We start from the raw sequence: 16416 nt of genomic DNA, 5'->3' as shown, positions 1-16416 counted from the left end.
AGAAAGAAATTGCCTCAAAACTCAAAAAAACATTCTCATAGATGTTTTTTTTTAATCTGTTTTTAATAAAAAAGCCTGTTTTCGTTCAGGCACTAATTACCTATAACAACATTAGTTTAAATAATTTTATGGCATCGATTGTAGCATAAAAGACTCAGTAATTGTTTCTTGTAATTCTCTTAATTGCTTGTTTTCGATAGGATCCATCTCAGAGCGAAATATTAGGGTTATAAACTGCTCTTTGTCTTGATTCAAGTAAGTTTTTTGGTAATAATATTCACCATTTACAACTCCTGCTAATTCAAAGTAGTTGTCGGCTAATATGCTGGTTTTCAAATTTAATTCTTCACCTTCGCTATTAGCACGCAGCACTTCTCTCCATCGGTGGTATTCATTTTGTAGTGACCAGTCCAAGCTATTCACACCATAAACTGTCAAGTGCATGTCACCATCTTCACTTACCCAAATTCGACCATCATCATTTGTAGGTTCAAGTTCGGTTTCAAATATTTTTTCGGGATAAGCAACACAGTAGTCAAACCTATTGTTACAGTACTTTCCAAATACCACCACTCTATCTCCGATTAAGACCAGAGGCTTCAACGTAGTGTTGACTTTTTCATCAATATTTTGGGCATTTAGCGGGCTAATCATTATAAATGATATTGTAATCAAACATAACAACATCATTTTTGTAATTTTCAGCAATTTGCTTTCAAATTTTTTATCAAATAAAAGTTTCATGTTATAGGGTTTTAGGTTAAAAAGTAAGGTTTAGTTGGCGCAGAAAAAAATGATTTAGGGTCTCCCTTCAATGTGAGTTATTTGAGCTTGATTTTGATTTTTATGGATTTATTTAGGTTGGCTCAAGACTTTTGAAGTTTGTATTTGGTAAAACACCAATTTTCTTTTTATAGTTAAACTTCAAAAGTCTGCTATTGCCAATATTATAGATGAGTCAATAGAATTTTGAACTCAATATTTGATATCTCACCACTTAGGAATGGTCGGAAACTAACGCTCAGATTAAAAATTCTGAGCAACTTGATCAATTAAGCAGGTTTTCATTTTGATACTTATGCTAATTACAACTTAATTAAATCTGCTTGTATGTTGTAATCCTCTACTAATTGACTCGTAAACCGAGCATGTCCTCTTGGTACTAGCAAGAAAAAACCACCATGTCTCACTTCTGCTAATTTGCTCATTAGCTTCCATTTATTCACAAGCCTTCTAACTTCAGTTGTCTTCAAAGCTATTTCAAAATAACTTTTTCTTCCCAAGTGCAAAGCAGTTAAATCAGGAGTATATACGTCATCTTTGTTCTGTTGCACATAAGCCGTAGGTGATTCCAACTCTAAATCTTCTGCGTTTGCCTTAATGTTTATGAACCCTTTCTTACGAATAATATCTACTGCTTTTTCGTACAACTTATTGGATTTTTCCTTGATCATGCCATTGGGATTTAATGTAATTAAGAAATTAAGTATGCAAAAAATGACGGACTATCTTAGTAGATAAAAATCGACTTAGAAGTAAACTCAATTATTACCGTAACATCTTATTTTAGCCAAAGAAACTGCTAATCATCATCCACTAATAGAAAATGAGGTAATAATGGCATTAATAATGCAAACTTTATAATATAAACAATTTAGTTACCAAAATGTTTTGTCTTTTACATAAAAAAAGAAAGGCTGATGAACTCGTAGATCCATAACAGCCTTCCCTGTACTTCCACTAACACGCTGAATATATAATCTTATCAAAAAGTAAGGGGCGAGAAATCGTTATATTGCAGGCTGACTTCTCGCCCCTACTTTGGTGTTTATTCCCGCATAATTTTCGCATTGATTACCTCACGGCCATTTGCCAATTGAAGATGATACAAACCCGAAGCATAAGCTGAAATATCAATTGTGTATTCATTTACACCCTGTTTAGCAGACAATGTTTGAGTATTAATCCATCGTCCATCTACACTGTGAATAGTCAAAGTAACGTCTTCATCGCTTCCATTTATGAAAGTAATCGTAACCCAACTATCGCTCGGTACAGGTCTAATGTTCAACAGTTGCATATCCATTGATTTTCGACGCAAAGTAATCACACTGTATGCAGAACGCTCGCCATCAAAGTCTATTTGACTCAACCGGTAATAGCTCAAACCAATAGGCGCATTTCGGTGCATGAAATCGTAGGAATGTACTTCACTTGTTGTGCCTTGACCATCTACCTCTGCAATCACTTCATAGTTTTGACCATCCATTGAATGTTCGAGTACAAAATAATCGTTATTCAATTCAGATGCTGTCACCCATTTCAGTAGATTGCCTTCCTCCAATACTTCGCCTGTAAATTCAATCAAATCAACAGGTAGCGTTGTACACAAATCACCGTCTCCACTAATCAACTGTGCACATCCATTGGCATCCGTAATAACAACACTGTAAGTAGCCGTACTGCTAAATGGTCCGAAACCTAAAATACTGCCCTCAGTCACATTTTCTTTCAGAATACCGCCACTCAATACTTCGTAAGGCCCTGATCCACCACCAACATACAAAGCAACTTGATATGTGCTACCAACACTGGCACAAATCACTTCATCCGAAGCCAAAATAGGACAATTATCACATCTACTCAAGAATATGGCCTCAGCAGGAAGTCCCAGTTTCACACAATCATCTCCCGAATCTACTATACTACCAAATGGAGCTTTCAGCAAAACGGAAGTCACGTAAATGGTTTCATCCAAAGGCACACCTAAAATAGAACCATCATTGAAGAATTGACCAGACTTATTGAGTGCCAACATTGAACCAAATGGATCTGCAATGTTGGTGTAAAGCATAAAGCCTAATTCATAACTATTGTCCAACAATATCACTCCTATCGCTTCTGCCTGTACTCCTTCAAAAGGACAAACTTCCAAGGATGCTGCTTTCTGCAATAAGGTAAGGTTACAAATACCTGCACTGTTTAGCGTACAAGCCAATAGACCCGCACAATCAGGAGCAAGATAGTTAAAACTTTGTGTACAAGTCGAACTACCTATATCCGTAATGATAACCGTAATATCCAATGACTCAAAAGTTTGAATTCCACCAATAGTAAAAGTCTCTAAACCATTACCATCGTAAATACGGCTACCACTTGCTACCACTTGATCATCTGAATCCACAAAGACATAATTAAAGCCTGGAGAACTACCAACATTATCATATTGCAGTAGTACAGCAACACTATAATTTCCATTTTCATCACACGCCGTTGCAGGGAATATGCTAAAATTCAAGTCGCAGACCTGTCCTTCTTCACAGTTTGGTGTCATATAAGATGCCGTAGCCATGCAAGATTCATTACCCACATCTGTCACCATAACCGATATAGACCCGACATCAGATGTCAATCCTGTTACCGTTACAAATTGCTGACCAGTATTGTCGTAATTTGCTGAACCAATCTGATCCTCACCAATTTGATACGTAAATCCACTTCCAATTGTGTTCTCGTAGTTTACAATCAAAACAAGGCTATACGTACCATCTTCCGCACAATTACTAGATGGTACTGCTGTGACACTCAAAGAACATACGCCGCAATCTGGAGCAGTGAAAGCATTTACAAGCGAATCACCACAAGTAGGATTGTCCGCATCTACTACTTCAATGTTCACAGATTCTCCATTGCCCTCCATTGTCACAGTCACTGTTGATTGATTACTATTAGCAACATACGCCACATTCGTTGAGCTACCGCCGTTGATACTGTAATTGAAACCATTATCACCCACATTATTGTTATGGCTAACCACAAATGTAAAGTTGAATGTTCCATCACTGTTACAACTACTCGTTGTGAATCCTTGAATTACCAAAGCACAACCATCAATCCCATCTTCTGGGCATTTAGGTGCATCAAAACTAAGTTGATCAGAACATGTCTCCGCCAAATTATCACTGACCGATACTTGAACCGCACTTCCATTTCCTATAAGATTTGAAAACGTAATTGTTTGTAAACCACTACCATCATAGGCCAATACTCCAGCAGGATAATCAGTACCCAAATTATCACTCAACGAATAATTGAAACCTGTTCCCAATACATTATCATAAGTGACTACCAGTGTAAGGTCGTATGTATCACCTTCCTCACACAATCCTACAACTGTATCAACTTCAATGCTACAATTGGTTTCATCACCACAATCAGGTGCAGAGTAAGTCACCACATCACTACAAGTTGGATTGTCCGTATCAAATACTTCAATAGTTGTGAAACCACCATCACCAATCAATCCTTCCAAATTCAAGGTTTGCAGACCTATTCCATCATAATCCACTGTTCCGCCCAATTCGCCGTCAATGGTATAAGTGAAACTAGTACCCGTAGGATTTGCATAATCCACGATAACCAATGTACTATATGTATTGTCTATAACACAATTCGCATCAGGAAAAACTGTAATATTAACATCACATTCACCTTCCACTACTTCACAATTAGGACGAACCACAATAAATGACTTGTCACACGCTTGCTGCACTTTGTCGTAAATCGTGACAAAAATAGCAGGCCCTTCTACAGACAAATTAGGGAACAACAAGACTTGGACACCAGAACCATCATAATCCACCAAAGTAGGATCAGCACCGTCTAAACTGTATTCAAATCCAACCTGTCCCACATTCTGATAAGTTACAATCAAAGCCAAATCAAAAGTACCGTCACCATTACAGAAACGCTCAGGTACAGCATTAATCTTACATTCGCCCGAACAGAAAGGAGCTAAGAAAGAAGTATTTGCACTGCAATTTGGATTAGCTGAGTCACTAACTGTAATGCTCGTTGCAGTACCCAAACCTGCCAAATTAGGTATAGTCACCGTTTGTAAACCACTACCATTGTACGCTACAAATGTTTTTGGACCATTATTCACACTATAATTGAAACCCAAACCTTTGGGATTCTCATAAGTAACATTTAAAGTCACATCATACGATTCGCCATCACAATCACCGATGATTGTACTAAGTGACAAACTACATGCGTCACTACAATTAGGTGCAGTATATTGAGTCACAACAGAACAATCAGGAAATTGTACATCGTTCACTTCAATGGTTTGGTTTAGAGAACCATTGCCCAATAAACCTGACACAGTAACAAATTGAGAACCAGAACCATTGTAAGGCACTGTCACAGGGGTACTTCCTTCAATGCTATATTGGAAACCGCTTCCTCCAACTGCAGTATTGTGGTTCACCAAGAAGCTCAAAGTGTAAGTGCCATCATCTTGACATTCTGTATCCACATTGCTACTGCTTACAATTAAATCACACAAATTACAGATAGGAGCAGCCACTGTTGCAGTACCTCCACAATCTTGATTGATTGCATCCCAAACTTCAACACTTACAGTTGAGCCATCGCCAATCATACCTGACAACAAGATGGTTTGCAAGCCCGTACCATTGTAATCCACAATCACGCCTGCACCACCATTAATGCTATACAAGAAGCCAGAACCACCGACTAAGTTATTGTAGCTTACATCCAATTGAAGTGTGTAAGTACCATCACCTAAACAGGATTCGTTGGAAGCGGTGGCTGCAACATTTAAAGTACATAGTTCACATATTGCAGAAGCAAAAGTTAAACTTGCACCATCGCAATCATCAAACTGAGCATCACTTACTTCAATGTTGATATTAGAGCCATCTCCAATCACATTTGGAACAACCAAAGTTTGTACTCCAATCACACTCGTATAAGGCACATTGACCAACGCTCCACCATTTATGCTGTAATTGAAGCCCAAAGAACCAACACTTTGGTTGTAACTTACTGAGAAGGTAAGGGTATTGGTTCCATTTGACTGACAATCTTGAGAAACCAATGCTACATTGATGTTACAAGCAGGACACTCAGGTGCCAAGTAGCTATCTGTTGCGAAACAATTACTGTTAGCAGCATCTTCCACTTCTACTTCCACTAAGTCACCATTACCTGGCAATCCGCTGATTACCACTACCTGAGAACCTGTACCATCATACGCTACATTCACTGATGTACCTCCATTGATGCTGTAATTAAAACCACTATCTCCTACTGTATCATCATAAGTTACGTTCAATGTCAAGCTATACGTATTGTCGGGTTGGCAACTTATTGCAGCCGCTTCTACGCTTGCCGAAACATCCAAACCACACAATACAGGACAGTTGGAAGAAATGAAAGTCGTGGTTGCCGTGCAGTTGGCATTCACATTGTCTATCACATCAATTGTAATCGAACTTCCATTACCCACCAAATCTTGAATCAATACAGTTTGTATGCCTAAACCATTGTAGAACACATTGGTTGCAGCACCTCCATTGACACTGTAAGAAAAGCCCGTAGAGTTCAAAGTATTGCTGTACGTCACTACCAATGCCACATCAAACATACCATTGGGTTGGCAAGCTAATGAGGTAGAAGAAATACTCAAATCACATACGCCACATGTAGGTTTGATGAAATCAACAGAATCACCTGCACAATTTGCATTATTGGCATCACTTACTGCAATTGCAACGCTTGTGCCATCACCAATCAAACCTATCACTGTCACAGTTTGTTGACCGCTTCCGTTGTAAGTCAAATTCACAGGTGTACCGCCATCAATTGTATAATTGAAGCCGCCGTTACCTACTAAATTATTGTAGCTCACATCAAAAGTCAATGTAAATGTACCATCACTAAAGCAGTTGGTATTGAAGGAATTGGGTACGATTGCTACCGAACAAACATCACAGTTTGGAGCATTGAAGTTTACAAAACCAGAGTTGCAAGAGGAATCTTCTACATCTGAGGCGGAAATACTCATTGCACCGCCATTACCTTGTAAACCAGTCACATTTACCGTTTGCTCACCACTACCATCATAAGCAACATTCACACTTGCACCGCCATTCAGACTATAAATGAAGCCTTGACTGCCTACCAAGTCGTTGTAAGTCACAACAAATGAAAGTGTGTATGTACCATCGTCCTGACATTGAGTAGTGATATTGTTAGCTGCAATGCTCAACATACACGATTCGCAAACAGGAGATTGATAATTCACAACTCCACTGCTACAAGCTGCATTGCTTTCATCCGTCACTTCAATGGTTGCAAAACTACCATTGCCAATCAAACCAGCGACTGTTACCGTTTGACTACCTGACCCATCATAGGCAACATTGACATTTGAGCCACCATTGATGCTATAATTGAAGCCATTGCTACCCACCAAGTCATTGTAGGTAACAGTGAATGTCAAATCGTAAGTACCACTGCCATTACATTCTGTAAGAATGTCTGAAGTTGCGACTGAAATGTTGCAAGTTTCGCATACTGGTGCGGTAAATGTTGCGGTGTCACCACTACAATCTGTCAAATTCGCATCGTTTACTGCAATGGTAATATCGTTGCCATCGCCTATCAAACCGACTACAACTACTGTTTGAGAACCTGAATCATCATAAGCAACACTTGTATTGTTTGCTCCATTGATGCTATAGGTGAACCCATTGTTTCCAACAGTGCTGTTGTAATTCACGGTGAAAGTCAAATCATACGTACCATCATCGTTGCAATTTGCGGTGATGTCGCTTCCAATATTGAGATCACAAAGCGGACACAAAGGCGTATTGAAACTGCTAGAATTTGCACAATCTGCATTGTTTACATCTGTGACAGTTACATTCATGGCTTGTCCAGTACCTGCAATGCCGTCCACAGTGATGGTCTGAGAACCACTACCGTCATAGGCTACATTTACAGGGCTACTGTTGCCAATAATATAGTTGAAGCCATTATCACCCGCACTATCACCATAGGTTACGGTGAAAGTAAGTGAGAAAGTATCATCTGCTTGGCAAGTTCCGATTGCGTCTATTGTAGGTTCTAAATCACATACCACATTACAAACTTGTGAAGTGTAAGAGGCAGTTGTCGTACAGGTAGGATTCAATAGGTCTGTCAAGACAATATTGACGGTTGTGCCATCTCCAACGAGATTTTCAATCGATAAGTTTTGCTGGCCTGTACCATTGTAGTTTACAGTTATTCCAGTACCACCATTGACGGAGTAAATAAAGCTTGGTGAACCTACTGTATTGTTGTAAGTCACTACCAAAGCCAAATCATAAGTGCCATCACCTTGGCAAATACCTTGACTTGCATTAACTGCAAGGTTACACAATGGACAAGTTGGTGCTACAAAACTGGTGTTACCACTACAACTTGGATTGGCGATGTCATTGACTACTATTGAAGTTGTCGTGCCATTGCCGCTCAAATTATTGACGGTTACGGTCTGTGAGCCTGTACCGTTGTAAGCTACAGTTGTAGCAGTACCACCATTGATGCTGTATTGGAATCCACTGCTTCCCACTAATTCATTGTAGGTGACAGTGAAGCTTAGATTGTAAGTTCCATCGCTGTTACAATTGGCTACTGTGGGCGAAGCACTTACTATAATATCGCAAACTGGACAACTTGGAGCTGTATAACTTACCGCACCACTTCCACAAGATGGGAATTGAGCATCGGTAACTTGTATCGTGCCGCTTCCACCATTTCCTGCCAAGTTTTGTACAGTAACGACTTGTGAGCCAGTTCCGTTGTAAGGAACATTGACCTGTGTGCCACCATTGACTATATAATTGAAGCCTGTGTTTCCTGTTGCAGAATTGTAACTGATAGTAAAGGTCAAATCATAAGTGCCATCGGACTGACAATTGCTGCTTATACCCGAAACACTGATGCCACAACTGGGGCAATTGGGTGCTGAATAATTCACTGTGCCACTTGAACAAGACGTGTTTTGTGCATCAGTAACTGCAATGGTTGCAGCTCCACCATTGCCTGACAAACCAGTTACCGTGACGGTTTGTGAGCCGCTATCATTGTAGGCTACATTGGTGGATGTACTTCCATTGATGCTGTAATTGAAGCCATTGGTTCCAACGGTTTCATTGTAGTTTACAGTGAATGTAAGGTCATAACTGCCATCAAATTGACAGGTACTGGTGATACCTGTAACGCTGATAGAACAGTCTGGACAAATAGGTGCGGTATAGTCTGCACTTGCATTGCAGATGTTTTCGTTCTCTGCATCAGAAACAGATATGGTTGAGTTTTGACCATTAGAGGCCAAACCTGTAATCTGAATGACTTGCAAACCACTTCCATCATAAGCTACATTGACAGGTATTCCTCCGTCAATGCTGTAATTGAAACCTTGTGTTCCAACAACATTCTCATCATAAGAAACGGTCAAATTGATGGTGTGGGTATTGTCTGCTTGACAAGCACTTCCGCCTGATTGCATCACACTAACCGAAGCATCAAAGTCACACAAGTTAGGACAAATTTGAGCAGTGTAGGTTTGAGAAGCAGTACAAGTGCTGTTGGTTTGGTCGGTCAAAACCACTGTAACGCTGTTACCATCGCCTATCAAGTTGGGTATGCTTACTGTTTGTGAACTACCACTACTGTAAGCTACTGCAACGGCTGTTGCGCCATTGACGCTGTATGTGAAGCCATTGGAGGTAAGGGTGTTGCTATGTGTCACGTTCAAGGTTAAATTGTACGTTCCATTTCCTTGACAAGCTTGTTGTATTGCGGTAAAACTAAGGTTGCAAATAGGACAGTTTGGAGCGGTAAAGCTGTAACTGTCATTGCAGCTTGAATCGTCTGCATCTTCAATGTTGATGCTAACAGCACTGGTACCGTTGCCTGTTAGGTCGTTTATGGTAATGCTTTGTGAACCACTTCCATTATAAGCTACATTGACGGATGTTCCACCATTGATGCTGTAATTGAAGCCGTTGCTACCTACTAAGTTGTTGTAAGTAACTGTGAAGGTCAAATCATACGTTCCATCGCTGTCACAAGTAGTGGTGACATTTCCTGTGTCAATCGTGACGTTACAGTTTGGACAATCAGGCTCGGTATAAGTTGCTGAATCTGTGCAATTCGCATCTAAATCCAACGCACTAACACTTCCATTGGTATTTCCACTTGAAGTGGCAGTAACGGTGACTACGGTTGAGGTGCTGGACAAATTATAGTCAAAAGTTCCGACTACTGTTCCGTTTACGGTCAGTTGGAAACCTTGGCTGTCTGTTCCCAAAATATCTACTATTTCTGGATTGGTGACAGTGACCGTCAAGTCATATGTATCATTTATTCCGTCACAAGCACTGGTAGGTGTAGCATCCACATCAAAATCATCACAATCAGTTCCAAAACAAACCAATGGTTCAAGGAAAGTACTGCTGGCTGTGCAATCTCCATCCAAATCATTTGCTTCAATAGTACCTGTTAGACCACCTGTGCTATCAAATTGAACACCATTGATTGTTACAATCGTTATTGCTCCTGCAATGCCTGTATAGTCATAAGTACCAACTGAATTGCCATTGATAATCAATTCAAATCCTTGTGCATCACTACCTAATAAGCCTAATAGGTTCGGATTCGTGACCAATACTTGTAAATTGTAGGTATTGACGGCTGTGCCACATTCTATTGTGCCTGCTACCACTGCAAAACCCAAACAATCTAAGTCTAAACATGCAATTGGTTCGAGGTAAGTGCTATTGACTGTACAGTTTTCATCCAAATCTATTGCTTCTACTGTGCCTGTCAAACCACCATTGGAGTCATAAGGTACATTCTCCACGTTGATAGTCGTTAATGCACCTGCAATTCCCTGATAGGTATAAGTTCCATAGGATGTGCCATTGATAAACAATTCAAATCCTTGTGCGCTGCTACCCAATACATCTAACAAATCAGGGTTGGTTACTATTACTTCTAAATCATACGTGTTTATTACATCTCCACAACCTGTGGGTGCTGCTACAATGGCAAAACCGATACAGTCTAAATCCAAACATGCAATTGGCTCAACATAAGTAACTGTGGCAAGACAGTCTGTATTGTTCAAATCCTGAATGCTTACCGTTCCTGTCAAATCACCTATCGCATCAAATGGTACATTTTCAATCGTTAGTGTAGTTAGAAGACCTGCATCGTAAGCAAAAGTACCATAAGAAGTACCATTGATGCTTAGGCTATAACCCAAATCATCGTCTCCCAACAAACCTAAGAAACTTGGGTTGGTGATAATGATGTCTACATTGTAAGTATTGGTGACTGTGCCACATTCTGTTGCGGTAGCTGCTACGGCATATCCTAAACAATCTAAATCCAAACAAGCTATCGGTTCTAAGAAGGTAGAGTTAGCAACACATTCTCCGTCTAAATCCCTCACTTCAACTGTACCAGTCAATTCGTTTACTTGGTCATAAGGTACGTTCTCAACTGTAATAGTAGTCAATTCACCTGCTATAATACCTTGGTAATCATAACTGCCAATCAATACATCATTCACATACAATTCAAATCCTTGTGCATCACTGCCCAACAATCCCAATAAATTAGGATTCGTCACCACTACTTCTAAATCATAAGTGTTGATTTCGGTACCACATTCCAAGGCTGTTGCTACTACTGCAAAACCTAAACAATCCAAATCAAAACACAATATCGGTTCGAGGTAAGTAGCTGAATCGGTGCAATCTGCATCTAAATCCGTTACAGAAACTGTTCCTGTCAGACCAATGCTTTCATCTGCTGCTACATTAAGGTTTATTACAGTTTCACTATTTGTTAGGTCATAGGCAAAAGTACCTGTTACATTACCATTGACACTCAGTTCAAAACCTTGTGATGTTGCTCCCAAAGCATCCAATATCGCTGGGTTGGTCACCGTCACTGTTAAGGCATATGTATTTGTGTTTTCATCACAGTCTCCTGCCACAGCATCCACATCAAAATCATCACAATCAGTTCCAAAACAAACCAATGGCTCTAAGAAAGCTGAATTCACACTGCAATCAGGATTGTCCAAATCCACCACTTGTATCGTTCCTGTCAATCCACCTGCCGAATCAAATGGAACACCTTCTACGGTCACATTCGTAATCAATCCCGCCAAGCCACTGTAATCATAAGTACCAACTGAACTGCCATTCACAAACAACTCAAAGCCTTGGCCATCGCTGCCCAATATATCTACCAAGTTCGGATTCGTAACCAACACTTCCAAATCATAAGTATTAACCGCAGAACCACAATTAATCGTTCCTGCTACAGCTGCCAATCCAAGACAATCCAAATCAATACAAGTAATCGGTTCAATATAGGTCGAATTGACAGTACAATCTCCATCCAAATCACGAACCTCTATCGTACCTGTCAACCCACTAATCGCATCATAACTAACATTGTACACCGTATCAATAGTCACCAATCCTGCAATTCCATTCGCATATTGGAACGTGTCTATCAATTCTCCATTGACATACAATTCAAATCCTTGGGACAATGCACCTATTGTAGTCAAAAACGCAGGATGCGTAACCGCAAATTGAAGATTGTAGGCATTGCTTTCCGTACCACATTCCAAAGGAACTCCCACTACTGCAAAACCCAAACAATCCAAATCCAAACACAATATCGGCTCTGCAAAAGTAGTCGAGGCAGTACAATCCCCATCCAAATCCACCAAACTAACAGTTCCTGTCAAATCACCTGCTGCATCAAACGGCACATTTTCCAACGTGTCTATTGTCAACAATCCACCTAATCCTCCATCGTATTGGTAAGTCCCATAAGATGTGCCATTTACAAATATCTCAAATCCACTCGCATCGCTGCCCAATATATCCAATAGATTTGGATTCGTTGTCGTAACAATCAAATCAAAGGTATTCGGGATATCTCCACATTCTGTAGCAAGTCCCACTACATTGAAGCCCAAACAATCCAAATCCAAACACGCTATCGGTTCTAAATACGTAGAATTGGCAACACAATTACCATCTGTATCCCGTACTTCCACTGTTCCTGTCAAGCCATTCACCGCATCATAGGCAATATTGGGAACATTAATCGTTGTCAATGCACCTGCAAGTACACCATCATATTCATACACACCAATCAAATTGCCATTGATATACAATTCAAATCCATTCGAGTCGCTGCCCAACAATCCCAATAAATTAGGATTCGTCACCACGACTTCTACATCATAACTATTCGCTTCCGTGCCACATTCCAATGCGGCAGCTACGACTGCAAATCCCATACAATCCAAATCAAAACACAATATCGGTTCGAGGAAAGTAGTGTTAGAAGTACAACCTCCATCTAAATCTACTACCGTTACAGTACCTGTCAAACCATCTGTTTCGTTGGCACTTAATCCTGTAATGGTTTCAATAGAAACTAATCCCAATAGGTCGTAGTCAAATATACCTACTGAAGTACCGTTCACAAACAACTCATATCCTTGACTTGCAATACCGAGTAAAGCTGCTATTGGAGGCTTCGTGACAGTGACAGTCAAATCATAAGTATTTGTTGCATCATCACAATCTCCTGCTAAAGCAATTACTGCAAAACCGAGGCAACCTACTGAAGAACAAGTCAGAGGATTGCTATCTTCAGTTACAGTTGTGCTTGCACTATTTGTACAGTCATTTGCATCGGTTACAACAACTGTATAACTACCTACATTATTTGACGAAAAACTATTGATTGTAGGATTTTGAAGGTTAGAAGTAAAACTATTAGGCCCTGTCCAACTATAAGACACTCCACCTGATGAAGTTAGATTCAAGTCATCACCTGGACAAACAGGGCTATTGCTACCTGCTATTGCTGTTGGTTGATTGATAACAACAGTTGTCTCAGCCGTATCGCTGCAACTATTACCGTCTGTAACGGTAACTGTATAAGTTCCTGCATCGACAGATTGAGCATTGGGAATACTTGGATTTTGTCCATTGAAGGAGAAGCTATTTGGTCCTGCCCAAATGTAAGAAGTTCCTCCATTTGAAGTCAAATTGATAGCTTCACCGACACAAATTGCACTATTGCTACCTGCTGTTGCAGTCGCCCCAACAGTTACGACTACCGTTGTTTCAGCAGTATCCGAACACCCATTTCCATCTGTAACAGTAACAGTATAAGTTCCGGCATTGACCATTTGAGTATTGGCAATATTTGGATTTTGTCCATTGAAGGAGAAGCTATTTGGCCCTCCCCAAATGTAAGAAGTCCCTCCACTTGAGGTTAAATTAATTGTTTCGTTTTCACAAACTGGGCTATTGCTGTTTGCAGTTGCAGTTGGAGGGTCATTGACGACAATAGATGTGCTTGCGCTATCTGTACAACCATTATCATCTGTAACAGTAACTATATAAGTTCCTGCATTGGCAGCAGCAACGTTGTTGATTGTTGGGTTTTGCGCTCCAGATACAAAACTGTTAGGCCCACTCCAACTGTAAGAATTACCACCCATTCCCATCAAACTTAAGTTTCCATCTAAACAAACGGGGCTATTGCTGCTTGCCGTTGCAGTCGTAGGGTCAGATAGAGTCAATGATACAGGTGTTCCAAATGCGCTGCAATCAAGGTCTATATATCCTGCGGGTATATTTCTCACTGTCACAACAATGTCAATATTGGTTGGATCAAAGATAAGATTTACACCAACCAAAAAGTTCAAACTATATGTACCATTTGGATTACCAGTAAAAGTTTGTAGATTGTTGTATCGATTGTTTAAATTAATGTTTATCGGTAAAATAGGACTTTGGGGAGAATTGTAAGTGGCTAAGTACAAATCTACTGCAGATCCTCCTATAATAACATCAAAGTCAATAGAAGTGCTGGCATCAAATGGCACATTGCTAACATCAAGAGACAGCGATCCACCCAATGAAATATTTGGCATAACAGCACCTGTTTGAAAAACTTGTACATCGGTTCCATTTGTACCATCAGTCGCAATGTAAGGGGTTAAGGTATAGGTTCCTGCGGGGCGTGTGTCACAGTCATAAGTCAACACATCGGAACTTGTTCCTTGTCCAAAAGCTTCACCTGCTGCAACATCGGCTGCACTGCTAGCTCCTGTTGCTCCACTTGACAAAGTCCAAAATATATCATACCCACTATCTGTGACATCACCGCTTACTTCAGCTTGTGTATCGTCATTGCAACAAAGTGAACTATCAAAGCCTCCTACAATGGCAGCCGTTCCTGCATTTGCATTGCAGTCAGCAGTACAATCACCATTAGAGAAATTGATGGACCAAGAGTCGAATGTACCTGTTGTAAAAATAAAATTGTCTTCAACTGATAGTATCCACGCTCCAATGGGAGACTCTCCATCAAAAGCATCAAAACCATTCTCAGGATTCCAATCACCTGCTTGTCCATTAGAGCCTGCACAATAACTTGTTATATTTTGGGCTGCTCCATCTACAAAACAAAGTTCAACAGGATTTGCACCAGAATAATTACCATAATTATTGCTGGAAAAGCATAGACCTGCAGAACCATTACCCGAACTTAGTTCAATAGTAGTGCCTTGAGGTGAGGTTAAATATATTTCGATTTGTGTAGGAACACTGTGTTCTATGGCAACACAAACACTGGAAATACTAGTGGTTCCTACCCCTCCTGCATTGTTAAGGAGGCCTTCAGAATCAACATTAATAACATAACTGGAATAACTACCATTTAGCAAACCTAATGCTACCCCATCAGGTATAGATGCATTAGGGTTATCAGCACATTGACCCAAAACAGGGTTAAAACTTGAAGTGAAAAGTAAGAAAAGTAAGAAAAGTTTGGAGGGTATTTTTCGTTTATATGTAACGATTTTACTAAAAAATAGGCATACTCCTGCCATTCTGTGCGTTGTGGAAATAGAATACATATTACTAGGGCTTTAGTGAAAATAAAAGTAATAGCAATGAAATACATGCCGTATCTGAGCACATTCATTTCCTTCATGGCTTTGTTAAGGTTGATGTACTAAACGACCTACATGTTCATTTATGCATCCACAAATGACAAGATAGTTCGGAAATAAAACTTGGAGATAGTTGTGACAAACAGTTTCACACGCCACAATTATTTTGATTGGTGTGGCTTACTTTAGAGGGCAACTATTTTAATAAGTGGCTACTATTAAAAATGACGGTAAATCATTTTAAGCAGCTTTTTAGGATAGTAATAAATGCTGGTGAAACTAGAAAGATGGGAATCTAATCGAGAGTTAAATAAAGGTACCATGGGCTAATGGGTTTAGGGATTAAATACAATAATAAGGTTCTACTATTTAGTATATACGATAAATGTTTGCGTGTAGATTTATTAAAAAGCAAATAATTCTTGAAATTCTATAAAAAAGTATCTAAAATTTAGATAAAAATTCTTTTTACAAAAAAGTAAATTATCAATATATTTTATTTTTTTTCACAGAATTCTATTTTAAAAATACAATTGTTTTGTATT

At 39.6% G+C, this 16416-nt stretch carries 3 protein-coding genes; all 3 read right to left on the bottom strand.

Annotated elements, in window-relative coordinates:
* Nucleotides 1–126 precede the first annotated feature (126 nt).
* On the bottom strand, nt 127–654 hold the full coding sequence (locus R3E32_00335) for a hypothetical protein (GenBank protein ID MEZ4883148.1): 528 nt from the start codon (nt 652–654) through the stop codon (nt 127–129).
* 431 nt (nt 655–1085) lie between these two features.
* A complete protein-coding gene (locus R3E32_00330) occupies nt 1086–1454 on the bottom strand; it encodes a hypothetical protein (protein MEZ4883147.1) in 369 nt (122 codons plus the stop codon).
* Between the two features lie 374 nt (nt 1455–1828).
* Nucleotides 1829–15835, bottom strand: a complete 14007-nt coding sequence (locus tag R3E32_00325) for a proprotein convertase P-domain-containing protein (GenBank protein MEZ4883146.1) — start codon at nt 15833–15835, stop codon at nt 1829–1831.
* Nucleotides 15836–16416: the final 581 nt, after the last annotated feature.

The organism is Chitinophagales bacterium (assembly GCA_041392475.1).
GTDB lineage: Bacteria > Bacteroidota > Bacteroidia > Chitinophagales > UBA2359 > JAUHXA01.
This window is presented reverse-complemented; position numbering and strand designations above follow the sequence as displayed.